The sequence below is a fragment of the Aquabacter cavernae genome (genome assembly GCF_003993795.1).
Lineage (GTDB): Bacteria > Pseudomonadota > Alphaproteobacteria > Rhizobiales > Xanthobacteraceae > Aquabacter > Aquabacter cavernae.
On sequence record NZ_RWKV01000017.1, the window covers coordinates 468878 to 492937 of the forward strand.

A 24060-nucleotide genomic window follows, 5' to 3' on the forward strand; every position below is an offset into this window, starting at 1 on the left:
AATGGGGCCCTGAAACGCAGCGAGCGCCGGAGACTTTCCGGCGCTCGCTTTTTTTTATTTCAGCGCCGCGCGATCAGCGCAGGACGGGCATCACGAACTCGGCGCCCGTGCGCACGCCGGACGGCCAGCGCGCCGTGGTGGTTTTCACGCGGGTGTAGAAGCCGACGCCTTCCAGGCCATAGACGTTGCGATCACCGAAGATGGACCGCTTCCAGCCGCCGAAGGAGTGATAGGCGATCGGAACCGGGATCGGCACGTTGATGCCCACCATGCCGGCCACCACGCCATAGTCGAAGGCGCGGGCCGCGCCGCCGTCATTGGTGAAGATGGCGGCGCCGTTGCCGTATTCGTGGTCGTTGACCAGCTTCAGAGCCTCGTCGAACGTGTCGGTGCGCACCACCGCGAGGACCGGGCCGAAGATCTCTTCCTTGTAGATCTTCATGTCCGGGGTCACGTTGTCGAACAGGCAGCCGCCGATGTAATAGCCGCCCTCATGGCCCTGGAGCTTCAGGCCGCGCCCGTCCACCACCAGGTCCGCGCCTTCGGCCACGCCGTCGGCCACATAGCCGGTCACCTTGGCCAGGTGCTCCTTGGTGACGAGCGGACCCATCTCGCTGTCCTTGTCCATGCCCGGGCCCACCTTGAGGGCGCGCACGCGCGGGACCAGCTTCTCCATGAGCGCGTCGCCGACGCCGCCCACGGCCACCGCCACGGACACCGCCATGCAGCGCTCGCCCGCCGAGCCGTAGCCCGCGCCCATCAGCGCATCCACGGTCTTGTCGAGGTCGGCGTCGGGCATCACCACCAGATGGTTCTTCGCCCCGCAGAGCGCCTGAGCGCGCTTACCGTTGGCGCTGGCGGTGCGATAGACATATTCGCCGACCGTCGTGGAGCCCACGAAGCTCACGGCCGCCACCTTGGGATGGGCCAGCAGGGCGTCCACCGCCTCCTTGGCGCCGTTCACCACGTTGAACACGCCCGCGGGCAGGCCGGCTTCCGCCAGCAGCTCGGCGAGGCGCAGGCCGCAGGACGGATCCTTCTCGGAGGGCTTCAGCACGAAGGTGTTGCCGCAGGCGAGCGCCACCGGGAACATCCACAGCGGCACCATGGCCGGGAAGTTGAAGGGCGTGATGCCCACGCACACGCCCACCGGGTGGCGCATGGAGAAGGTGTCGATGCCCCGGCCCACCTGGTCGGAGAACTCGCCCTTCAGCAGATGCGGGATGCCGCAGGCGAATTCCACCACCTCGATGCCGCGCACCAGCTCGCCCTTGGCGTCGTCGAAGGTCTTGCCGTGCTCGCGGGTGATGATGCCGGCCAGCTCGTCCATGTGCTTTTCGAGCAGGTCCTTGAACCGGAACATGACGCGGGCGCGGGCGGGCGCCGGCAGCGCGGCCCAGGCCGGAAGGGCCGCGGCAGCGGCGGAAACCGCCACGTCCACCAGAGCGGCGTCGGCGAGGAGCACGGTGCCGGCCTGCTCGCCGGTCGCCGGATTGAAGGTGGCGGCGGACGCGCCGCCGGGCGCGCTGACGGGCTTGCCGGAAATGAAGTGGCCGATGGTCTGCATGACATCCTCCCTGAGGTGGCAGGCACAAAAGCTCTGGAAAGAGCGCGGATCAACGCCTACCAAGGAGCAGTCATTCCGCGGAAAAAGGCGTGCCATGAACTGGGACCATGCCCGCATCTTCCTCGCCGTCGCGCGCGCCGGGCAGATTCTCCAGGCCGCCCAGCGCCTTGACCTGGACCACGCCACCGTCACGCGGCGACTGAACCGGCTGGAAGCGGACTTCGGCGCCAAGGTGTTCGAGCGCCGCCCCACCGGCTGCACCCTCACCGCCGTGGGCGAGCGCTTCCTGCCCGTGGCCGAGCGGGTGGAAAGCGAGATGCTCAAAGCCCAGTCTGCGCTGGGCGGCACGGACCTGCGGCTGGAAGGCACCGTGCGGATCGGCGCGCCGGACGCCTTCGGCACCTATTTCCTCGCCCCGCGCCTCGCCCGTTTCGCCGGGCAACACCCCGACCTCGTGCTCCAGCTCGTGCCCCTGCCCCGCACCTTCTCGCTCTCGAAGCGCGAGGCGGACATCGCCATCATCCTGGACCGCCCCCACGAGGGACGGCTGTTCGGGCGCAAGCTCACGGACTATTCGCTCAGCGTCTATGCCTCCCGCACCTATCTGGACGCCACCGGCCCGGTGCACACGCAGGCGGACCTCTCGGGGCGCACCCTCATCACCTATGTACAGGATCTCGCCTACAGTTCCGGCCTCGACTACATGGACGCGCTGTCGGACGTGGCCGGGCACAGGTTCGAGTGCGCGAGCGCGGTGGGCCAGTTGGAGGCGGTGAAGGCGGGCGCGGGCATCGGCATCCTGCACGACTATGCCGCCGCAGCCCATCCCGATCTGGTGCGCATCCTCCCCGACATGCGGTTCGAGCGCACCTACTGGCTGGTGGTGCATGCGGACATGCGGGACCTGCGGCGCATCGCGGAGACCGACCGCTTCATCGCGGGTGAGGTGCGCGCCAACCGGGCGCACTTCACCGGCTGACCTCACCCCTCGGCCAGAATGTCCTTCAGCACCGCCGGGGCACCGCGCCGGAACTGGCGCACCGCGTCGCGCACCATGGGCGTGAGGTCGTCAGGGGTGGGCGTGCCGTACACGTAGCGGCGAATGGCGAGGTAGAAGATGCGCCCGTGCAGCCCCCAGAACAGCTCGGCCTCCCGCTCGCTCACCGGCACTTCGGAAGGGGGCGGCAGCTTCAGCTCGTGGCGCAGCTCCGCGCAGGCGGGCAGGATGATCTGATCGCGCACGATGACGAGGTAACGGCTTGTGATGTTGAAGGATTTCAGGCCCGAAAAAGCGAAGATGCGCACCCAGTTATAGTCGAACACCCGCTCCACATATTCGAGATAGAACTGGGTGAGGCGGGCTTCCAGCGTGCGCGTCCGGTCGGTGACCAGCGCGCCCCAGCCGGGCGACCAGCGGCTGAGATAGACGTGCTCATAGACCCGCTCGATCAGCACTTCCTTGCTGGGAATGTGCCGGTAGATGGCCGAATGGCTGATGCCCATGCGCTTGGCCAGCTCGCGGGTCTGGCCCTCGAAACCGTGCTCGGCGAAGAAGCGCACCGCTTCCTCGATGATGGCCTGCTCTCGATCCGCCGCGCGCATGTGACGGCGCCTGGGGCGCTCTGCGGGGGCACCGGTTGTGTCGTCCAAACCTCGACCTCTTCGACGCGCACGGGTGTCTCAACTGTCCGTCTGCGATAGCGCAACCACGAAGAGCGACCAAGCGGGGATTTGCTTTGCAGCATGGAATCCCTCCAGGAGCCTGATCCTCTCAGGTTGAACCAACCTGATGAGAGGTGAACCAGCCTCCAACTGATTGATTGAGAGCGATTCACGCCCCACCTCGAAGCGCCGAAGTGCTTCGAGGTGGGGCGATCGCACTCAAGCCTATTGACAGTTCGGAACTTCTCCACCCATTTTGTAACCAAGCGGTCACAAAACAATGCCGCAGGGAAGAGACATCGGGAGGGGCACATCAAGGCCCGCGCTTTCAGCTATGAGCGTCCGCGCACCGTGGAAGAGGCCCGTGCGGCCTTCCTCGCGGTGGATGGCGACGCGAGCTACATCTCCGGCGGCCAGAGCCTGGTGCCGGCGCTGGCCATGCGCCTGCAGGCGCCGGCCGTGCTGGTGGACCTGTCGGGCATTGCGGACCTGCGCGGCGTGGAGCTGCAGGGCGAGACCCTGCGCATCGGCGCGCTGACCCGCCATGCGGACGCGCTGACCCATCCCCTCATCGCGCGCCATGCCCCGCTTCTGAACGCCGCCGCGCCCTTCGTGGCCCATCCCGCCATCCGCAATCGCGGCACGCTGGGCGGTTCCGTCTCCCTTGCCGACCCGGCCTCTGAATTCCCCGCCATGATGCTGGCCATGGGCGCGCAGATGGAGATTTTCGGCGAGGACGGCTTCCGCCGCGTGCCCGCCGACGACTATTTCATCGACCTCTACCAGACCGCCCTGGAGCCGGGCGACATCCTCACCGCCCTTTATGTACCGAGCGTCGGCCCCCATCACCGCTGGGCCTTCGACGAGCTGGCCCGGCGGCGCGGCGACTATGCCATGGTGGGTGCGGGCATCCTGGCGCACATGGACGGCGCACTGGTGGAAAGCGCGCGGATCGCGCTGTTCTCCGTGGGCTCCACCCCGGTGCGCGCGCCGGGCGCGGAAGCCGCCCTCGCCGGTCGCCTGCTGGATGCCAAGACCATCGCGGACGCCCAGCGCGCCCTCGACGACGACCTTGATCCGCCGGACGACGAGCACATCCCCGCCGCCATGCGCCGCCACCTCGCCCGCGTCCTTCTGGGCCGCCTGCTCCAGCGCCTGGGAGAAACCCCATGAGCGCATCCCCCATGAGCGATTTCCTGCCCGTCACCCTCACCGTGAACGGCACCGCCGTCAGCCGCATGGTGGCCCCGCGCACCACGCTGGCGGACTTCGTGCGCACCGACCTCCAGCTCACCGGCACCCATACGGGCTGCGAGATGGGCGCGTGCGGCGCCTGCCTCGTGCTCATGAACGGCGAGCCCGTGCATTCCTGCCTCGTCTTCGCCATCCAGGCGGACGGCGCCGCCATCGAGACCGTCGAAGGCCTCACCGAGCGCGGCGCCATTGAAGACCTGCAGCGCGCCTTCCATGAGCGCAACGCGCTCCAATGCGGCTTCTGTACCCCCGGCATGCTGGTGACCGGCCACGCCATCCTGGAAAAGGGCGGCCTGCCCGACCGCGAGCACATCCGCGACGCCCTGTCCGGCAATTACTGTCGCTGTACCGGCTACGAAGCCATCGTGGATGCCATCGAGCGCGCCCTGCGCGAGCGGGAGGGCTGCGCATGAACGCGCCCGTCCACGGCTCCACGGCCTTCGATCGCCCCGCCCATGTGGGCCGTGGCATGTCCCGTCCCAATGCCAAGCGCCTCTTGGCCGGCAAGGGCAATTACGTCACCGACCTCGCCTTGCCGCGCATGCTGCACGCGGCGTTCGTGCGCTCGCCCCATGCCCATGCCCGCATCGGCGCCATCGATGTGGAGGCCGCCCGCGCCGCGCCCGGCGTGCGCCTCGTGGCGACGGGTGAGGATATCGCGAAGCTCTGCACGCCCTGGACCGGCACGCTCGACCATTTCAAGGGCATGAAGTCCGCCCCCCAGCTTCCCCTTCCCGTAGACAAGGTGGTGTGGAGCGGACAGGCCGTGGTGGCCGTGGTGGCCGACAGCCGCGCCGAGGCGGAGGACGCCGCCGAACTGGTGATGATCGATTACGAGGAACTGCCCGTCCTCGCCGATCTCGACACCGCCCTTGCCCCCGATGCCCCCAAGGTGACGGAGGATTTCGCGGACAATCTGTGCTTCCGCTCGGCGCTGGATTCCGGCGGCGTGGACGCCGTGTTCGCGAGCGCCGCCCATGTGGTGGAGGCCGATTTCCTGTTCGGCCGCCATACCGGCGTGCCCCTGGAGCCGCGCGCCATCATCGCGGACTACGATGCCAGCGAGCATCGCCTCACCGTGCATCACGCCACCCAGACCCCGTTCCAGTTCCAGGACCTCTATTCCCGCCATTACGGCATCCCGGAAGCCCGCGTGCGCGTGGTGGCGCCGGATGTGGGCGGCTCGTTCGGCGTGAAGCTGCACGTCTATAACGAGGACATGGCGGTGGTGGGCCTCTCCATCCTGTGCCGCCGCCCGGTGAAATTCGTGGCCGACCGGCTGGAGGCGTTCGTCTCCGACATCCATGCCCGCGACCACCGGGTGCATGCCCGCGCTGCGGTCGCGGCGGACGGCACGCTGCTCGCCATGGACGTGGAGGACGAGACCGGCATCGGCGCCTTCTCCACCTATCCCCGCACCAGCGTGGTGGAAGGCAACCAGGTCATCCGCCTCATCGGCGCACCCTATCGGCTGGAGGGCTATCGCGCCGGGCTGAAGGTGGTGTTCCAGAACAAGGTGCAGACCAGCCAATACCGGGCCGTGGGCCATCCCATCGCCTGCGCCGTCACCGAGCATCTGGTGGACGAGGCGGCGCGCGTCACGGGCCTCGACCCGCTGGAGATCCGGGCGAAGAACGTGATCCCGGACACGGCCTATCCCTGCGCCTCGCTGAGCGGCTACAAGTTCGAGAAGCTCTCCCACGAGGCATGCCTCACGAAGCTGCGCGCGCTCATGGACTATGAGCGGCTGCGCACCGAACAGGCGGAGCTGCGCGCGCGGGGCATCCTGCGGGGCATCGGCATCGCCACCTTCGTGGAGATCACCAATCCCACGCCCGCTTTCTACGGCATCGGCGGCGCGCGCATCTCCGCGCAGGACGGCGCGGTGCTGGCGGTGACGCCTTCCGGCGAGGTGCGCTGCCAGATTTCCGTGACCGAGCAGGGCCAGGGCACGGAGACCATTGTCGGCCAGGTCATCGCGGACCATCTGGGCGTGCCGCGCGACATCATCCGGGTGATGACCGGCGACACCGCCGTGACGCCCCATGGCGGCGCCACCTGGGCCTGCCGGGGCGCGGGCATCGGCGGGGAAACCGCGCTGCAGGCGGCGCGCAAGCTGAAGACCAATGTGCTGAGCCTCGCCGCCGGCATCCTGCAGGCCAAGCCCGCCGACCTCGACCTCGTGAACGCGGAAGTGGTGGACCGGGACGGCACCGTGCGCATGAGCCTCGCGGAGGTGGCGCGCATCGCCTATTTCCGCTCCGACACCCTGCCGGACGGCGCCGAAGCGCAGCTCACGGTGGCCCATCATTTCGCACCGAAGGGCTATCCCTTCGCCTTCACCAACGGCATCCACGGCTGCCATGTGGAGGTGGATGCGGAGACGGGCCTGGTCAAAATCCTCAAGCACTTCGTGGTGGAGGATTGCGGCCGCATCATCAACCCGCTGCTGGTGGAAGAGCAGGTGCGCGGCGGCGTGGTGCAGGGCCTGGGCGCGGCCTTCTTCGAGGAATGCCTCTACGACCAGGGCGGCCAGCTCACCAACGGCTCGCTGGCCGACTATCTGGTCCCCATGTCGTGCGAGATGCCTGACATCCTCATCGACCATGTGGAGACGCCGACGCTCGACACCGAGCTTGGTGCCAAGGGCTGCGGCGAGGCGGGCACCGCCGCCGCATCCGCCGCCGCGCTCAACGCGGTGAATGACGCGCTCGGCCCGCTCGGCGCGCGCCTCACCCAGGTTCCCATGACCCCCGCGCGCATCCTGAAGGCGCTCGGGCGCTTCTGACGCCGACCGAAAACGACCACACCGAAAAACGCAAAGGCAGACCACTGCCGGGAGGAAACCATGACGGACAGGAAAGACGGACTGACTTTCAGCGTCTCGCGACGCACCCTTCTCGCAGGCATGGGCGCCGGCATCGGCGTGTTGGCCATGCCGGCCATCGTACGGGCCCAGGCCGAGACCGTGCGCATCGGCTTCCCCACGCCCCTCACCGGCCCGTTCGGCGCCGAGGCGAAGGACCAGGTGCGCAGCGCCGAACTGGCGGTGAAGCTCATCAACGACAAGGGCGGCATTGCCGGGCGCCAGGTGGAATTGCTGGTGCGCGACGACAAGCTCAATGCCGGCGAGGCCGCGACCCGCACCCTCGAACTCATCGAGAAGGACAAGGTGCATGCGGTGGTGGGCGCGCTCTCCAGCGCCGTGCAGCTGGCGGTGAACGAAGTCACCCGCGCCCGCAACATGCTCTATGTCTCCATCAGCCAGTCCGACACCATCAACGAGGTGAAGGACTTCTCGCGCTACACCTTCCATGAGGCGCTGAACCCGCACATGACCACCGCGGCGGTGGCCAAGGCGACCTTCAAGAAGGGCTCGAAGGTGGCCTTCCTGGTGGCCGACTATGCCTATGGCCACGAGATGCTGCGCGGCTTCAAGCGCGCGGCGGCGGCCATCGGCGCCGAGGTGGTGGGCGAGATCCTCCACCCGTTCGGCGCCCCGGACTACTCCACCCTCATGCCGCGCATCCGCTCCATGAAGCCGGACATCCTGGCCATCTGCAATTTCGGCCGCGACCAGGCCAACGCCATCAAGCAGGCCAACGATTTCGGCCTGAAGAAGCAGATGCAGATCGTGGTGCCGGTGCTGCTCCACAACCAGCGCATCGCCGTGGCGCCCGACGTGTTCGAGGGCGTGGTGGGCGGCGCCAATTATTATTGGGAGCTGGAGAACAGCGTGCCCACCGCAAAGGCGTTCAACGACGCCTTCCGCAAGATGTATGGCGGCGCCATTCCCACCGATTACGGCGCCTACGGCTTCACGGGCGTCACCGCCCTGCTGCTGGGCATGCAGAAGGCCGGGGGCACCGACACCGACAAGGTGATCGCCGCCCTCCAGGAGCTGAAATACGACGTGGCCAAGGGCCCGCAATATTTCCGCAAGTGCGACCACCAGGCCGTTCAGTCGGTGCTGGTGCTGCGCTCCAAGGCCAAGGCCGACATGAAGGGCGCGGACGACCTGTTCGAGATCGTCGCCAACGATCCCGGCTCGGAAGACATGCTGCGCTCCTGCGCCGAGCTGGGCTTTCCCACCTGACGCTTCCCCGGAGCGCGGTCCGCACGCCTCGAAGCAGGCTCTGCTTCGCGGCGCGCGGACCGCTCTCCATCAGTGATTGAGAGGCTGATTCACTGATCAGCCTCCAGAGGAGACAGCCGGAGAGCTGACCATGGACCTTGAACTCTTTCTCATGCAGCTTTTCTCCGGCCTCGCGCTGGGGGCGATCCTCGTCATGGTCGCCCTGGGGCTGACCATCATTTTCGGCATGCTCGGCATCGTGAACTTCGCCCATGGGGCGCTGTTCATGGTGGGTGCCTATGCCGGGCTGTGGGTGGCCTCGCTCACCGGGAGTTTCTGGTGGGCATTGCTCATCGCCCCCATCGCGGTGGGCGCCTTCGGCATGCTGGTGGAGCGGGTGCTGATCCGCCCGCTCTACAAGCGCACGCCGGACGATCCGCTGCTGCTCACCTTCGGCCTCGGCTATGTGCTGGTGGAGGCGGTGCGCATCACCTTCGGCACGGACGGCATTCCCTTCTCCGCCCCTGAAAGCCTCCAGGGCGTGGTGGATCTCGGCATCGGCTACTTCCCGCTCTACCGGCTGTTCGTGCTGGGCGTGGTGGCGGTGATCCTCGTCCTGCTCTGGGTGGCGCTGGAGAAGACCCGGTTCGGCCTCGTGGTGCGGGCCGGCGCGCGCGATCCGCTGATCATGCGGGTGCTGGGCGTGGACGTGAGCCGCCTCTGGCTGCTGGTGTTCGGCCTCGGCGTCGGCCTCACCGCGCTGGGCGGCGTGCTTGCGGCGCCCATGCGCAATGTGAGCCCGGAAATGGGCACGCTGGTTCTGGCGGAAGCGTTCGTCGTCACCGTCATCGGCGGCATGGGCTCTCTCCTCGGCGCGGTGGTGGCCGGGCTCCTGGTGGGCGTCGCGGTCTCCATGACCGCCCTGTTCGCCCCGGAAATGGCGACCATCGTCATGTTCGGCCTCATGGCCCTCATTCTTCTCGTCCGCCCGCAGGGGCTGTTCGGCCGGCCCGGCGTCGGCGCGTGAGCGGAGAAACCAAGATGTCCTCCACCTCCCACGCCGCTCCCGCCGCCCTGCGCCCGCCGCAGGCGGTGGGCGAGGCGGGCTTCCTCAGCCGCTGGCGCGTGCCGCTCTCCATCGCGGTGCTGTGCGTGCTGCCCTGGGTGCTGCCCTCCCAGGCCCTCGCGGTGAACGTGCTGATCTACGGCCTGTTCGCCGTCGGCTATAATCTGCTGTTCGGATATACCGGGCTGCTCTCCTTCGGCCATGCCGCCTTCTTCGGCGGAGGGGCCTATATCACCGGCATGGCCATCGCCCATTTCGGCCTCGGCTGGTTCCCCGCCATGCTGGTGGGAGTGGCCGGGTCGAGCGTGCTCGCGGCGGTCATCGGCGCGCTGTCCATCCGCACCCGCGGCATCTATTTCTGCATGGTGACGCTGGCCCTGTCCCAGCTCGTCTACTACACGGCGCTCCAGGCCTCGAACTGGACCGGCGGCGAGAATGGCCTGCGCGGCTTCACCGTCGCCAAGGCCGACGTGCTGGGCTTCACGGTGAACCTGCTGGACCCCATGCAGAAATACTATTTTCTCATGGTGTTCGCGGCGCTCGCCTTGTGGTTCGTCTCGCGGGTGCTGAACTCGCCGTTCGGCGCCGCCATCGAGGCGGTGCGCGAGAACGAGACCCGGGCGCGGGCCTGCGGCTATGACGTGGAGCGCACCAAGCTCCTGTCCTTCATCCTCTCCGGCGCCCTGTGCGGCGTGGCGGGCACGATGTCGGCCATCCACCTGTCCATCGTGCCGCTGGACGCGCTGCACTACCACACCTCCTCCATCGTGGTGATGATGACCATGCTGGGCGGCGCGGGCAGCTTCTTCGGGCCGTTCGTGGGCGCCCTTGTCTTCCTGCTCATCGAGGACGTGGCTTCGCTCTGGACCTCCCACTGGCAGCTCATCGTGGGCGTCGTCTTCATCCTGTTCGTGCTGTTCCTGCCCAAGGGCATCTGGGGCACGCTCATTGCTTGGAGGAACCGCCCATGACAACGCAAACAACCGCACTCATGCAGGTTGAAAATGTCGGGCGCACCTTCGGCGGCTTCGTCGCCCTGGCGGAGGTGAGCGCGTCCTTCGAGCGCAACAAGGTGACGGCCGTCATCGGCCCCAACGGCGCGGGCAAGAGCACCTTCTTCAACGTGCTCTCCGGCGTGCTCCCCCCCTCCACCGGGTCCATCCGCTTCAAGGGGCAGGAACTGGCGGGCACCAAGCAGCACCGCTTCGCCCATCTGGGCATCGCCCGCTCCTACCAGATCACCAACCTGTTCCCGAAGCTGTCGGTGCAGGAGAATGTGCGCGTCGCCGCCCAGGCGCTGCGCACCCGCTACAATCTGGTGATGAACCGCTCCGCCTATCCGGAACTGGTGGAAAAGGCGGACGCCGCGCTCGCCCATGTGGGCCTCCATGCCAAGCGCGAGCGCGTCGCCTCCGACCTTGCCCATGGCGAGCAGCGGGCGCTGGAGATCGCCATCGCGCTGGTGGCCGATCCCGAGCTTCTGCTGCTGGACGAACCCACGGCGGGCATGGGGCCGGAAGAGACCAAGGAGATGGTGGCGCTGCTGGAGCGGCTCGCCACGGAGCGCACCATCCTGCTGGTCGAGCACAAGATGAAGATGATCCTCGGCCTGTCCGACCGCATTCTGGTGCTCCATCACGGACGCCTGATCGCCGACGGCACGCCGCAGGCGGTGCAGACCGACCCCGAAGTTCGGCGCGTCTATCTGGGACAGAACGATGGCTATGCTTGAGATTTCCGGCCTCAATGCCTGGTACGGCGCGAGCCATATCCTGCACGGCGTGCATTTCGAGGTGGAGGCGGGCGAGATCGTCGCCCTCGTGGGGCGCAACGGCGCGGGCAAGACCTCGACGCTGCGCTCGGTCATGGGCCTCATGCCCCGCGCCACAGGCAATGTGCGCTTCGACGGGCAGGAGATTCTGAGCAAGGGCTCCCATGAGCGCTTCCGCATGGGCCTCGGCTATGTGCCGGAGGAACGGCGCATCGTGCCGAGCCTCACCGTGCGAGAGAATCTCCAGCTCGGCCTCGTGGCCGCCGGACGCACCGACGAGCGCGCGGCCATCGACGAGATCGCGGAGAGCTTCCCGCGCCTCAAGGAGCGCCTCAACCAGCAGGGCACCACCATGTCGGGCGGCGAGCAGCAGATGCTGGCCATCGCCCGCGCCATGATCTCGAAGCCGAAGATGATCCTGCTGGACGAACCGTCCGAAGGCATCATGCCGGTATTGGTGGAGGAGATGGGCGTGCTGTTCCGCCGCCTGCGCGACCAGGGCACCACGCTGCTTCTGGTGGAGCAGAATGTGGAATGGGCGCTGAAGCTCGCGAGCCGGGCCATCATCATCGACCAGGGCGAGATCGTGCACGAAAGCTCGGCCGCGGCGCTGCTCGCGGACAAGGACATCCAGGACCGCTACTGCGCGGTGTGACCTATCGGAGACCCCATGGACATTTCCGGCGAATATCGCATCAGCGCCCCCCGCGAGGCCGTGTGGGCGGCCCTTCTCGACCCCGAGATGCTCCGCCACTGCATTCCCGGCTGCAAGGAGCTGGAGCGGACGGGTGAGAACACCTTCACCGCGAAGGTGCAACTGAAGGTGGGGCCGGTCTCGGCCACCTTCGCGGGCACCGTCGAGCTTCAGGACATCGTGCCCCCCGAGGGACTGCGCATCGTCGGCCAGGGCAATGGCGGCGTGGCGGGCTTCGCCAAGGGCGACGCGAAGGTGACGCTGGCGAGCGAGGGGGAGGAAACGGTCCTCACCTATGTGGCCGACGCCCAGATCGGCGGCAAGCTGGCCTCGCTCGGCAGCCGCCTCATCCAGTCCACCTCCAAGAAACTGGCGGACCAGTTCTTCTCCAGCTTCGCCGGCGCGCTGGGCACCGAGGCCGACGCGGGCGCTCCGGAAAGCGCGTGAGCGGACTGCCCCGGCGCGCAACGGCGCCGGGGCAGTCCATATGGACCCGTCCTCAGAACCGCACGGACATGCGGATGCTGCCTTCCTGGCTCAGGAAATTGTCCCCGATCTGCGCCTTGTACTCGCCGCGCAGTTCGTACTTGTCCATGGCGAAGAATTGCAGGCCCGCACCCAGGTCGAGCAGGAATTCCGGCACCGTGGAGACGGACTCGAAGTCCAGCTCCATGCCCTGGCCATCACCGAAGCTGACGCTCTGGGTCATGTCGCGCTCGGCATAATAGGTCATGCCGATGCTGGCGAAGGGGCGCAGCCAGCCGGTGGTGCCCAGATCCACGCGGGTGCCGATCTCCAGCATGGGCGAGACCGCGAAGGTCCAGTCGCTCACGCTCGCCGCGCTGAGCGTCGCTCCCTCGCCCGAGAGGGCATAGCCCGGAACGTGGGTGTAGATGGCGTCCAGGTCCAGATAGGGCCGCAGATACCAGGTGCCGAACCCGAACTCATAGGCCACGCGCCCGCGCACGGCCCCGGTCCACACGTCGGAATCGGTCTGCGCGATCCAGGTGTCCGCGCCGATGTCGAACACGCGGTTCAACTCATACCGCCCATATCCGGCATGCGCCGCGACCGAGAAGTACCACGGCCCGGCCTGATGCTTCACCGCGACGGAGACGTCCCCGGCATTGCCGTTGGAGCGCGTGAACCCGTCGCTGCTCTGGCCCCAGGTCATGCCATAGCCGGCGGTGGCCCCGAGGAACCAATCCGGCGCCACTTCCCACTGGCCGCCCATGCGATAGCTGACGCCGTCCTGGGAGAAGCCCATGCTCGTGCTGGATTCCGTCTGGGTCGTGCGCGAGCCCGTGATGCGGCTCCAGATGCACTCGGTTTCGCCCAGCGTCACCCCTTCATCGATGAAGATGGGGCAGCTCTGCGCCGCAGAGAGCGACCCGCGCGCACCCACGGTCTGCAGGACCGCCGGCTGCTGCTGGCCCTCCGCCGACAGCGAGCCCAGGGCCGCCTGATAGTCCTGCTGGGACGAGATGCCCGCGAACGAACCGAACAGCGCGGCGACCACGGGGTCGTCCACCCGCGTGTCCCAGGCCTTCTGCAGGGAGGTGATGAGCGAGCGATCGGTGGTCGAGAGGTTCAGGCCGGCCGCGCCGCGCCCGAAATCGGCCACCGGCTGGATCGCGACGCCCACGGACCAGTCGCTGATCAGCCACCGGATGGGGCTCGCCGGGTTATAGGCCACCGTCGCGGCACGATCCACGACGACGTTCGGCGCGGCGATGATCACATAGCCATTGTTGGTGATCGCCGTGGCATTGGGCCTGTAGGTGACGCCGTCGATGCGCACGGTGCCGTCCGACCGCAGCAGGTCGGCCTTCTGCACGCCCCGTTGCCCGATATCCTGAATGTCCACCACCATGGTCCCGCCAAGCCGCGTCTCGCCGCCCTTGACCTGGAGCGTGCCAAGTGTGTCGATCCCACCGATGGAAAGCGTGCCCTTATTGGTGAACACGCTCGTCTCCTGGACGATGTTCCGCATGGGCCCGTAGGCGCTGCTGGTGCCCTTCGCGAACAGCGTGAGCGTACCCGTCCCGGCCTTGCTCTGATAGATGCCGGTTTCCTCGTTGGTGAACTCGTTCTTGGACTGCGCGCCGCCCAGATTGATGTCGCCCACCAGCAGGCCGTCATTGACGAGCCGGTCATTGCCGAACGCGGTCACCACCGCCTTGCCGGATTCAGCGCCCACCACGGCACCGCGCAGGAAGTGGATATTGCTGTCGCCGCCGTCGATGCGCACCGCCGCGCCCTCTCCCGAGCCGCCCCACAACACCCCGCTATGGGTGACATAGGTCTTCCCGCTCCACGGCGTCGCCACACGGGAGGGCGAATTGTAGGGATCCGTCAGGCCGGGAACATAGGCACTGGAACTGGGCAGGTGGAACAGGGACAGGATGGACCCGTCCGTGTTCTGCCGCCCATTCTGGACGAAGATGCCGTAGGAATCCGCGCCGGTGGCAACGATCCGGCCCTCGATCTCGATGAGGATCGTGCCGCTGGGCGTCACGCTCTCATAGGCCCGCGTCCCCCAGCTCGAAGGCCGGTAAGTGGAGGAATCCGGCCCCTTGGCGAGCGGGATGGAGGCGCCCAGAGAATAGCCGCCGCCACCCGACAGGCTCTGCGCCACGATACCGTGGGAGCGTGCGCCGGTGGTCTGGATCGACAGGTGCCCGAAATCCCTCGTCTTCACCGTGATGTCGCCGCCCGTCCCGAGGCTGGCGGCCACATTCCGGTAGGTGTTGCGCATCGAAGAGGTCTCGTCGTTCACGCCATAGACATGCAACTTTCCAGAGCCGAGACCGCCGCCACCGCCGATGGATTGCAGCAGGAGCGCGGGGGCATCGGTGCCGGCCGTCTGGATCTTCGCGTCATGCTGGAAGTTCACGTTGATGGCGCCGCCATTCCCGCTCACATTCAGGCTTGGCCCGCCATTGCCGTAATAGCCCATGGCGCCGCCGAGAATGGTGGAGCTTCCCGTGCCGCCATAGCCGCTGAACCCGCCGCCGCCGCCGATGGACTGCACGAGCACGCCGACCGCGCCCGCGCCGTACGTGGTGACGCTGGCATTCCGGCCGAAATGCACCTCGCTTCTCCCGCCATTGCCGCGCAATTCTTCGCGCACCACGGTGGTGGTGCCGTTACTGACCGTCGGGCGCGTCAGCGTGCCCCCCAGCCGGGAGGTGATGACCCCGTCGGGATTGCTGCCGCCGAACCCGCCGCCGCCGCCGATGGACTGGATGATCACGCCCGCAGCACCCGCACCAAGGGTGGTGACGGAGGCATTTTCGGCGAGCGCGACACTCACCGTCCCCCCGCTGCCCTGCACGCTGCCGTTCCCACCGAGCTTCAGCATGGTGTTGGTGGTTGTCCCGGTATTGGCGATGGCGCCGAGGCCGCCACCGCCGCCGATGCTCTGGGCGAGGATGCCCACGGCGCCGGCACCCTCCGTAGAGACGGAGCCCGAATTCTTTAGAGTGACCGAGCCGCCGTCGCCGACAACGGTATTCTCCGCCTTGCCCACCGCGCCGAGGCTGGCCGTCACGGACACGACGGGCACCGTGTCGGGATTCTTGGTCCCCGCCGTCAGCAGGTTGGAAATGCCGAGTTGCTCGAGCAGGTAGGTGAGATCGAGCAGGGCATCCTTGTCGTCCTGCGTGGCGGCGATGGCATCGATCGTATAGGGGTTCTCGCGGTTCAGGATATAGGCGCCGCCGCCGAGCCCGATGCTCTGGGCGACCATGCCGTGGGCATCCTTGCCATGGGTGTTCAGCTCGCCGCTATTCTCCGCCCGCACGATGTACCCGACAGACCTGCCGGAGGCCGAACGGCTGGGGGTGCCGCCCAACACGGTGGTCAGCGAGACGTTTCCGGCCGAGGCATTGGCCGCCGCGATGCCGACGCCGCCGCCGCCGCCCACGCTCTGGGCGAACAAGCCGAACGCAGCGCCGCCCCAGGTCTCCACCCGGCCGCGATTTTCCGCGAACGCATCGCCGCCCTTGCCTCCGCCGGCATCGCCCTTGGCACCCACGTCCATCTTCAGGTTCAGTATGTCCGGGCTGATGGTCACGGCCCCGCCGCCGGTTCCCCCACCCCCGCCGATGGACTGGGCGAGCACGCCGTGCGCCACGTTTCCATAGGTCAGCAGGGTGCCCGCATTGAACACCGTGACGGTGTTGCCGGAGCCGCCGCTCCCGCCGCTGCCGCCGATCTTCACGTCCACCGTCGCCGAGGCAGGAACCGAGCCCGGCTTGACGTTGAAGCTGTCCTTCAGAAGCGCCTTGATCCTGGAATTGAACTCGCTGGTGACGTAGCTGAGCCCCCCGACGGCGGTTCCCTGGAGATAGGCCTCGGCGATGGCCGCAGCGGTGCCGGAGCCGCTCTTGGTCCCGGTCTCGATGGCCGCCTTGAGGCCCTTCAAGGCGTGCTTGGCATAGCCGACGCCCTTCTGGGTGTTGCCCTCCTTCTTGAAGAGGTCCACCTCGTTGGCGAACTGCCCCGCCAGGACCTTGTTGGCCGTGAAGATCGCGTCGGTCGCCTTGAAGATGTAGTCGCTGACTGTGGGCGCGACGGTCGCCTTCGCCCCCTTGGTGCTGCTGGCCGAGCCGCCCGTGCCGCCGCCGCCGCCGATGCTCTGGGCATGGATGGCGACCGAGCCGTCGCCCTGGGTGACGATCACGCCGCGGCTTTCGTTGCGGACATTCACCGTGCTGCCCGCACCGCCCGCGCCGCCGGAACCGCCCAGGGACACCTGGACGTTGAGATCGCCGCTGGAGCCGCCCAGATAGCCGCCCGCATTGCCGCCGCCCCCGCCGATGGACTGGGCCAGGATGCCGCGCGATCCGGTGCCGGTGGTCTGGATGACACCCGAATTGGTGAGTTCAACGGCCGCGCCGCTGCCCCCGCCCTTGCTGCTGCCGCCGATGGTCGCCTTGACCGAATAGATTTCCGCGGTGGGCAGCACGCTGTTCAGATAGGAGAACGACTTATCCACCGAGACCCCTTTGGAGGTGGTGGCGGACGCCATTCCCCCCTCGCCGCCGCCCCCGCCCAGGCTCACGGCCTGGAGCGCGGTGGCGAACTGGCCGGTGGTGTAGATCTGGCCGCTATTGATGGCGCTGGCGGTCCCGCCATCGCCGCCCGCCTCGCCCGTGCCCCCCAAGGCCACCGTGATGGAAACGTTCTGGTAGACGCCCAGCATGTCGGCCACCGAGGTGGCCACGCCCCCGTCTCCGCCGCCGCCGCCCACGCTCATGGACCGGATGCCCAGCGCCAGGTCGCCATGGGTGGCGACGCTGCCGCTGTTCGTCACGCTCACCGTGTCAGCACTCCCGCCCTTGCCGCCCGAGCCGCCCACGGCAAAGCTCACGGCCACCGCCGGGACGGTCTTGGGCGGGGTCGCGGCGATGGCATAGGCCGAAGCGTCGCCGCCCTTGCCGCCGCCGCCGCCGATGCTGGTGGCCTCGATGCCGATGGCCGAGCGGCCCTCGGTGACGATGGCGCCCGCGCTATCCACCCGCACCGCGCTGCCGTTTCCGCCATCGCCGCCCGACCCGCCGATGGCGAAGGCGATGGCGAGGCCGCCGCCCGTGGTGGTCTTGGCCGTGCCGCCCGCCCCGCCGCCGCCGCCGATGCTCTGGGCGATGAGGGCGCTGGCGGACTTGCCGAAGGTGGTGATGGAGGGCGTGTCGGACGTTTCGTCCGCACTGAGGATCACGAGGACATCGCCGCCGTTTCCGCCGCCGCCGCCATCGCCGCCCGCCGCCGTGCCCAATTGCCAGCCGATCGTATTGCTGGAATTGCCGCCCTTGCCGCCGCCACCGCCCACGCTCTGGGCGAGCAGGCCGAAGGCACCGGCCCCGTAGGTGACGATGTCGCCGGACTGGCTGATGCTCACGGCCTTGCCGTCGCCGCCCGCGCCGCCGCGGCCGCCCTTGTCGGCGAAGATGACGCCCGAACTGCCGCCGCCCTTGCCGGCGGACGCGGCCGTACCGGGCTTGACGGCGCTGGTCTGGAAGGCATTGACGGCGCTGCCGCCGCCCAGGCTCTGCGCCAGAAGGCCGATGGAGCCGATTCCGTGCGTCTCGATGCTGCCGTTGTGATCGACGAAGACGGAGCCACCATTCCCGGCATTGCCGCCGCTGCCGCCATCCCGCCGATAGCCGAGCGCGCCGTCGCCGCCCGCACCGCCGATGGAATAGGCGGCAAGGCCGAAGGAATAGTCCTGCTGGGTCACGATGGTGCCGTTCTGCACGGCCTCCACCGACCCCGCATTGCCGCCATTGCCGCCGCGCCCGCCGCCGGTCGCGCCCACCGTGGCGCTGTCGTCGCTGGCGCCGAACAGCTGCGTGCCGCCGCGCCCGCCTACGGACTGGAGGAGCACGCCCGCCGAATTCGCGCCGTCCGTGGTGATCGTGCCTTCATTGAAGAAGGACACCGGACCCGCCGCACCGGCACCCGGCAGGATGCGCCGCACGGTGGCGCCGTCGATGCCCGCGCCGCCGATGGATTCCACGATGACCGCAGGCGCGGTGGCACCGGCCGTGGAAACGCGGGTGTCCTCGCCCCGGATCGAAACACTCACTTCGCCCGCAGTGGCGCCGGGGAAGAGGTGTGCATAGGCCGCATCCACGCCGGTCTGGAGATAGGAGCCGGTCCCCATCCGGTAGTCGCCCATATCGCGATATTTCTCGTTCCGCCCGGTCTGGCCGGCGGTGGAGCGCGCCCAGATGGCGGAGAAATTCGCGCCCTCGGTAGAGTACGCACCCGTGGCGGACAGCGTCACCTTGCCCGCGCTGCCGCCCGTGCCGATCTCGCCGAGATAGCCCACGCGACCGTCACCACCGATGGAATAGATCGACAACAGCGCCGTGCCGGTGGTCTGCGCGCCCTTGCCGGAGACGGTGCCCGCGAGGGTGGCGTCCACATCGCCCGCGCTGCCGCCCTTCTGGCCCGGCAGGTAATATTCCCGGCCGCCCATGCTGAAATGGTAGGAGCCCCCCATGGCGCCGATCCCGCCCCGTGCGCCGATATCCACCGCCATGGAGGTCGCGGAGGTGGTCGCCATGCCTTGGTCGGTGACTGAGACACCCGGCGCATCCTCGCCGGGCGTCGGGTTGACCGCGGTGCGTGAGCGATCCGCATTGGTGACCCAATGCCAAGCCTCTCCGTCCTTGCCCGCATGGACCTGATCGATGATCTTTTCGCCCGCCTGCGCTCCATTGGCCAGCAGGGCAGACCCGCTCAGGAGCGCCGCCGTGCAGACCCCGTTCAGAAAGCGATTTCCGCGCCCGGTGAAAGAAAAGTATTTTTGAGTATATTTCTCCACCGAATTCTTCCTTACAATTCTTTCAGAGGCAAATTTTGTTTATGAATGTTTCTACCTAAAACTTTTCTGGCAACATAACGCAACGGAATCAAGACAACACGCATTCACGAACGCTTCAAATGAGAGGCGCGGCGGAGTTTTTCGCGAACGGAACGGTAGCCAAGGAAAGCCGGTATCTAAAAGCCGGCATCTATAAGCAGCGCGCGCTGCATGCATGCCACGCCCAGCTCCGCACGATTCGCGGCTCCACGGACGCGCGGATCTCAGTCCGTGAGAATTTCGATGCCCTCGTCGAAGACATAGCCGACGCCGCGCACGGAAAAGACCGGCAGCTTGCAGCCGCACTCGCTCTCCACTCGCTTGCGCAGGCGGAAGACCAGGACATCGAGGCTCCGCCCCCCATTGGCAGGATCCCGGTGCTCGTTGTCATGCAGCAGTTCGGACCTCGGCACCGGCTTGCCCGGCCGCGCGGCAAGGCGCGCAATGAGCAGGTACTCGGCGCTTGAGAGGCGGAGCCTCGCACCCGCCGGGCTCACCAGGGCCCACTGGGCGGAATTGAGAGCCCACCCATCCCGCCGGGCTGGGCCCGTCCCCTCGCCCTGGAGGCGGCGGTGGAGATTGCGGATGATGAGATCCAGCTCCGCCGGATCGAGCGGCTTGGTCAGATAATGGTCCACGCCGATGGACAAGCCCCGGAAGCGGTCCTCGCGTCCCGTCCGGCCCGTGAGCACCACGATGCCGATGGAGGCACGCTCGCGCATGGTGAAGGCCGCCGAAAATCCGTCCGGCCCCGGCAGGTTCAGATCCAGCACAACGATGTGCGGAGGATGTGCCTCCAGTTCCCGGGCCAGTTCCGGGACGCTGGCAACGGCGCGCACCGCATGCCCGGAATTGGTGAGGAAACTCTCCAGCCCGACGCGGAAATCGATGTCGTCTTCAACCAGCAGAACACGAATCGACATGGCCGGGTATCCGATGATCCATCGAGCGCCGAGGCGTCAGTTTGCACCCGAGGGATATAATTCACCCCCGGCGGCGTAGGGAAGCCAGATTGTGAATGTATTCCCTACACCGGCCTTGCTTTCAACCCGCACCTCTCCCCCATGGGCAGAGGCGACCCTCTGGACGATACTGAGGCCGATGCCTAGACCCGTTTGCGACCCCACGCTTTCCCCACGATAATACCTTTCGAAAACGAATGGCAGATCTGCCTCCGGGATCGCCGGGCCGCAATCGGCGACCGTGATGGAGAGGCCGCCGGAGCTTGCGGACACGCCCATGTGGATCGCGCCCTCGCTGTATTTCACGGCATTGGTCAGCAGGTTCTCCACCGCCGCGCGCAGCAGGGTGTCGTCCACGTCCAGCAGGGTGTCGGTTGGATCGTCCGAAGCCGGGGACACCTGGATGTCGCGCTCCCCCTGGAAGCCGCAGTCCTGGACCACCTCCACCACCAAAGCGGAAATGTCCGTGGGCACGCAGCGCAGCTGCATCACCCTCTTGTCCAGCACCTCCTCGGTGAGGAAGGCATTGATGAGGTGCGACATGCGCGCCGCCGTGCGGGCGATCTTGCGCGCCTCGCGCCGGACCATCTCCTCCAGCCCGGCCACCTTCGGCTCCACGATGGCGATGGCCACCTGGATGGCCGCCAGAGGGGTCCGGAACTCATGGCTCACCATGGTCAGGAAGTGGCGTTGCTCGCGCAGCGCAACGCGCAGCGCGCCCTCCGCCGAGCGGCGGGCCTCCACCTCCCCTTCCAGCGCCAGCGTCCTTTGGGCCACCGCCTCCTCCAACTCGCGCTCCTTGCGCTGTGACGCCCGCAGCACTTCCGCCTGAAGGTCGCGCCGCTCGCGGGCTCCCGCCCGCACCGAAGTGGCGAGGCCCACCAGAATGGCCACCATGTTGAAGATGCTGGCGATCTGGTAGCCGCTGACGCCGATGCCGCTGGCGGGCAACACGCCCAGCACCATGAGGGTGAACCAGACGCCGGACAGGGCATAGGTGGTGAAGCCGAAGAAATACCACCATGCCGCCGGCTCACCCCGCCTCACCCGCATGGCCGCCAGCCAGGGCAGCATGACGCAAAGGATCAGCAGGTTGATGTGCAGATAGGGCGAGATGGAGCCGTAATAGCCGAAGGCGGATGCGATCACGTAAAGGCCGGACAACAGCCCGGTGGCCGTGACCACCCGGCCGAGAACGGGATGCTCCCCCTCGGCGCAGAAGATGGCGCGCACCACGAAGGCCGCCGTCATGATGGCGCAGCACCCCCATATGCCCTGCATGCGCAGCACGATGGCCGGCGAGAGCGGGTGAAGCAGCAGGGTAGCGAACCCCGTATTGCCCAGGATCACCAAGGCGGCACAACCGAGATAGGCTCCGTACCAGATGAAGGGCGGCGAGCGCAGCCAGACCCCGAAGATCACCGCCCCGAGCGCGGTGAGGCTGGCCGCGCCCACGATGTAGGCCACCAGGAACAGGTTGAAGGTCAACTGGCTGAGGAACGGCGAGACACGCCACAGGACCGGCGCGGCGGACAGGGAGCGAGACCCTGCCATGCGGATATAGATGTCCTTGCGGTCGCGGTTCTCCAGGTCGATGCGCACGACGAAGACGTGGGAGAAGAACTCGCGCTCGGACAGGGGGATCAGGCTGCCGGTTTTCTTCCGGGCCATGCGGGGGCTGCCATCCTGGGCGGCAGTGGGGACATAGACGTCGATATAGTCCGTATAGGGCGCGGACATCTGCATCAGCCACATGCCGCCGCTGTCGTCCCCCGTCTCCACGCTCAGGCGCAGCCACCATGCCGCGTTCAGCGAATGGCCCGCATTGAAGGTGCCGGGAATGGGCGTGAAGGCGTCGCGCCGCGCCATCACATCGTCCAGCGTCATGGTTCCGCTGTCATCGCGCAACACCGAGAGATGCCCGGACGCGGCGGCGGTTTCGTCGCCCGTCGATAGCAGCAGCGGAGTGGCGGCAGCACCCGCGCAGAAAGCCAGGGACGCCAGGAGAGCATAAACGCCCAGAAGCGCCCACGCCCGTCGGAAACCTTCAGGAGAGAAAATCGCTGGACGCCGCTTGGAGACAATAAAAAATATCCCCATTACACCTGTTCCTTGAAATTATACGTCACAAACAACACACACCCCGCCCTGCAATATTAATATCCGCTCGGCCCATGTTTATTCCGGGCACGAGGGATTGCCAGGCTCTAAGCCGGCCCGGCATCCGCAATCCCGCCCACCATCTCAGGACTTGCCCTGCCGGGCAAACCCGCGGGCCGCCATGACAGGACAGAAGGCGGCGACCGTCAGGCAGGTCTCCAGAGCTGCCCTGTTACCGCCGCGATCGCAGCGGGATTTGGTCCGGCATCATGAGCGACCCGAATTCATGAATTCGGGACATAGCTTCATGCCGTTTGCGACGATTAATTCACAAAACCGAAGCTGATAGACATGAACTGGGAAGCTCCCTTTTCAGTAAGGCGCCGCCGGTCCCCGTGGCCACCGGCAGGCAGGCTTCGCGACCGACAAAAGGAAAAAGCGATGAAGACCATCGGCTATGCGGCCGGCTCCGCAACCTCCCCGCTCGCGCCCTTCGACTTCGAGCGCCGCGCTTTGCGCCCAAACGACGTGGCCATGGAGGTGCTCTATAGCGGCGTCTGCCATTCCGACCTGCATCAGGCCCGCAATGACTGGGGCTGGAGCCAATATCCCCTCGTGCCCGGCCATGAGATCGTCGGCCGGGTCATCGCGGTGGGCAGCGATGTGAAGAAGCACGCGGTCGGTGATGCCGTGGCCGTCGGCTGCATGGTGGATTCCTGCCAGGACTGCGATCAATGCCGGAAGGGGCTGGAGCAGCTCTGCCGTAAGGGGAACGTCCAGACCTATAGCGACACGGACCGCTTCTCCTGCGAGCCCACCTCTCCCACCTATGGCGGTTATTCCAAGCATCTCGTGGCCCGCGAGGAGTTCGTGCTGCGGGTGCCGGAAGGGCTGGACCTGTCGAAGGCGGCGCCCCTCCTGTGCGCGGGCATCACCACCTATTCGCCGCTGCGCACCTGGGGGGTCGGTCCCGGCAGCCGCGTCGGTGTGATCGGGCTCGGCGGGCTCGGCCATATGGCAGTGAAGCTGGCCGCGGCGCTGGGCGCCGACGTCACCGCCATCAGCCGCACCAAGGACAAGGAAGCGGATGCATTGGCCCTGGGTGCCGACCGGCTGCTTGTGTCCAGCGACCCGGAAGCCATGGCGCAGGCGGCATCGGGCATGGACCTGATCATCGACACCGTGCCGGTGAAGCACGACATCAATCCCTATCTTCCCCTGTTGGATATCGATGGGACACTGGTCATCGTCGGGCAGATCGGCCCGCTGACGGAGCCCAGCACCGTGCCCCTGCTGCTCGGTCGCCGCCGCATCGCGGGCTCGCCCATTGGCGGCATCGCGCAGACGCAGGAAATGCTGGATTTCTGCGCCAAGACCGGTGTCCTGCCCGACGTTGAGATGATCCGGATGGACCAGATCAACGCGGCATTCGCGCGTCTTGAGAAGGCGGACGTGCGGTATCGCTTCGTCATCGACATGGCCTCCCTCGCGGCCCCCGCCGCCTGAGCAGGCTTAAGCAGGCGCGCCACCGGCG

At 67.4% G+C, this 24060-nt stretch carries 16 protein-coding genes; 11 read left to right on the top strand and 5 right to left on the bottom strand.

The features are described from left to right. Positions 1-73: 73 nt before the first annotated feature. Positions 74-1567 (bottom strand): CoA-acylating methylmalonate-semialdehyde dehydrogenase, encoded by a 1494-nt coding sequence (locus EJJ38_RS20080; RefSeq protein WP_127092194.1) that lies wholly within the window; start codon positions 1565-1567, stop codon positions 74-76. A 94-nt stretch (positions 1568-1661) separates the two neighbouring features. Here EJJ38_RS20080 and EJJ38_RS20085 point away from each other — a divergent pair, with 94 nt between their 5' ends. Beyond that, complete coding sequence (locus EJJ38_RS20085) at positions 1662-2546, top strand: LysR family transcriptional regulator (RefSeq protein ID WP_127092195.1); 885 nt, start codon at positions 1662-1664, stop codon at positions 2544-2546. Between the two features lie 2 nt (positions 2547-2548). Here the strand turns inward: EJJ38_RS20085 and EJJ38_RS20090 are convergent, their stop codons facing one another. Next, positions 2549-3169, bottom strand: a complete 621-nt coding sequence (locus EJJ38_RS20090; RefSeq protein WP_127092196.1) for a TetR/AcrR family transcriptional regulator — start codon at positions 3167-3169, stop codon at positions 2549-2551. 372 nt (positions 3170-3541) lie between these two features. On the opposite strand from EJJ38_RS20090, the gene EJJ38_RS20095 reads away from it, so the two are divergent. From EJJ38_RS20095 to EJJ38_RS20135, 9 genes are all read left to right on the top strand, one after another. Next, positions 3542-4402 carry an FAD binding domain-containing protein gene (locus tag EJJ38_RS20095; protein ID WP_127092251.1) on the top strand — a complete coding sequence of 287 codons (861 nt, stop codon included), beginning with the start codon at positions 3542-3544 and terminating at the stop codon, positions 4400-4402. Continuing rightward, complete coding sequence (locus EJJ38_RS20100; protein ID WP_420836896.1) at positions 4399-4896, top strand: (2Fe-2S)-binding protein; 498 nt, start codon at positions 4399-4401, stop codon at positions 4894-4896. The genes EJJ38_RS20095 and EJJ38_RS20100 overlap by 4 nt, the downstream gene beginning before the upstream one ends. Then, the gene (locus EJJ38_RS20105; RefSeq protein ID WP_127092197.1) at positions 4893-7271 is read left to right on the top strand and encodes a xanthine dehydrogenase family protein molybdopterin-binding subunit; all 2379 of its coding nucleotides are present in this window, start codon (positions 4893-4895) and stop codon (positions 7269-7271) included. The genes EJJ38_RS20100 and EJJ38_RS20105 overlap by 4 nt, the downstream gene beginning before the upstream one ends. Positions 7272-7331: 60 nt before the next feature. Further along, positions 7332-8579: an ABC transporter substrate-binding protein gene (locus EJJ38_RS20110; protein ID WP_127092198.1), complete on the top strand. Its 1248-nt coding sequence runs from the start codon at positions 7332-7334 to the stop codon at positions 8577-8579. Between the two features lie 130 nt (positions 8580-8709). Next, the gene (locus EJJ38_RS20115) at positions 8710-9585 is read left to right on the top strand and encodes a branched-chain amino acid ABC transporter permease (RefSeq protein WP_164738595.1); all 876 of its coding nucleotides are present in this window, start codon (positions 8710-8712) and stop codon (positions 9583-9585) included. Positions 9586-9599: 14 nt separating this feature from the next. Then, on the top strand, positions 9600-10595 hold the full coding sequence (locus tag EJJ38_RS20120) for a branched-chain amino acid ABC transporter permease (protein ID WP_127092200.1): 996 nt from the start codon (positions 9600-9602) through the stop codon (positions 10593-10595). Further along, entirely contained in the window at positions 10592-11356 is a 765-nt protein-coding gene (locus EJJ38_RS20125) for an ABC transporter ATP-binding protein (RefSeq protein WP_127092201.1), read from the top strand. The genes EJJ38_RS20120 and EJJ38_RS20125 overlap by 4 nt, the downstream gene beginning before the upstream one ends. Then, positions 11349-12050, top strand: coding sequence for an ABC transporter ATP-binding protein (locus EJJ38_RS20130; RefSeq protein WP_127092253.1), 702 nt, complete (start codon positions 11349-11351; stop codon positions 12048-12050). Before EJJ38_RS20125 ends, EJJ38_RS20130 begins: the two co-directional genes overlap by 8 nt. Before the next feature lie 15 nt (positions 12051-12065). Then, the gene (locus EJJ38_RS20135; protein WP_127092202.1) at positions 12066-12536 is read left to right on the top strand and encodes an SRPBCC family protein; all 471 of its coding nucleotides are present in this window, start codon (positions 12066-12068) and stop codon (positions 12534-12536) included. Between the two features lie 52 nt (positions 12537-12588). On the opposite strand, the gene EJJ38_RS20140 is transcribed toward EJJ38_RS20135, so the two are convergent. From EJJ38_RS20140 to EJJ38_RS20150, 3 genes are all read right to left on the bottom strand, one after another. After that, on the bottom strand, positions 12589-19425 hold the full coding sequence (locus EJJ38_RS20140; RefSeq protein ID WP_127092203.1) for an autotransporter outer membrane beta-barrel domain-containing protein: 6837 nt from the start codon (positions 19423-19425) through the stop codon (positions 12589-12591). Positions 19426-19688: 263 nt separating this feature from the next. Next, a complete protein-coding gene (locus tag EJJ38_RS20145) occupies positions 19689-20387 on the bottom strand; it encodes a response regulator transcription factor (RefSeq protein WP_127092204.1) in 699 nt (232 codons plus the stop codon). A gap of 36 nt (positions 20388-20423) precedes the next feature. After that, the gene (locus EJJ38_RS20150; RefSeq protein WP_127092205.1) at positions 20424-22526 is read right to left on the bottom strand and encodes a sensor histidine kinase; all 2103 of its coding nucleotides are present in this window, start codon (positions 22524-22526) and stop codon (positions 20424-20426) included. Positions 22527-22967: 441 nt separating this feature from the next. Between EJJ38_RS20150 and EJJ38_RS20155 the strand changes: the two genes are divergently transcribed. Further along, entirely contained in the window at positions 22968-24032 is a 1065-nt protein-coding gene (locus tag EJJ38_RS20155) for an NAD(P)-dependent alcohol dehydrogenase (protein ID WP_127092206.1), read from the top strand. Positions 24033-24060 lie beyond the last annotated feature (28 nt).

Excerpts from the sequence above, each read along its gene's own strand:
- EJJ38_RS20120 (WP_127092200.1), top strand. The coding sequence starts at position 9,600 with ATGTCCTCCACCTCCCACGCCGCTCCCGCCGCCCTGCGCCCGCCGCAG.
- EJJ38_RS20155 (WP_127092206.1), top strand. The coding sequence starts at position 22,968 with ATGAAGACCATCGGCTATGCGGCCGGCTCCGCAACCTCCCCGCTCGCG.
- EJJ38_RS20150 (WP_127092205.1), bottom strand. The coding sequence starts at position 22,526 with ATGGGGATATTTTTTATTGTCTCCAAGCGGCGTCCAGCGATTTTCTCT.
- EJJ38_RS20105 (WP_127092197.1), top strand. The coding sequence starts at position 4,893 with ATGAACGCGCCCGTCCACGGCTCCACGGCCTTCGATCGCCCCGCCCAT.
- EJJ38_RS20115 (WP_164738595.1), top strand. The coding sequence starts at position 8,710 with ATGGACCTTGAACTCTTTCTCATGCAGCTTTTCTCCGGCCTCGCGCTG.
- EJJ38_RS20145 (WP_127092204.1), bottom strand. The coding sequence starts at position 20,387 with ATGTCGATTCGTGTTCTGCTGGTTGAAGACGACATCGATTTCCGCGTC.
- EJJ38_RS20090 (WP_127092196.1), bottom strand. The coding sequence starts at position 3,169 with ATGCGCGCGGCGGATCGAGAGCAGGCCATCATCGAGGAAGCGGTGCGC.
- EJJ38_RS20085 (WP_127092195.1), top strand. The coding sequence starts at position 1,662 with ATGAACTGGGACCATGCCCGCATCTTCCTCGCCGTCGCGCGCGCCGGG.
- EJJ38_RS20125 (WP_127092201.1), top strand. The coding sequence starts at position 10,592 with ATGACAACGCAAACAACCGCACTCATGCAGGTTGAAAATGTCGGGCGC.
- EJJ38_RS20110 (WP_127092198.1), top strand. The coding sequence starts at position 7,332 with ATGACGGACAGGAAAGACGGACTGACTTTCAGCGTCTCGCGACGCACC.
- EJJ38_RS20100 (WP_420836896.1), top strand. The coding sequence starts at position 4,399 with ATGAGCGCATCCCCCATGAGCGATTTCCTGCCCGTCACCCTCACCGTG.
- EJJ38_RS20135 (WP_127092202.1), top strand. The coding sequence starts at position 12,066 with ATGGACATTTCCGGCGAATATCGCATCAGCGCCCCCCGCGAGGCCGTG.
- EJJ38_RS20130 (WP_127092253.1), top strand. The coding sequence starts at position 11,349 with ATGCTTGAGATTTCCGGCCTCAATGCCTGGTACGGCGCGAGCCATATC.
- EJJ38_RS20080 (WP_127092194.1), bottom strand. The coding sequence starts at position 1,567 with ATGCAGACCATCGGCCACTTCATTTCCGGCAAGCCCGTCAGCGCGCCC.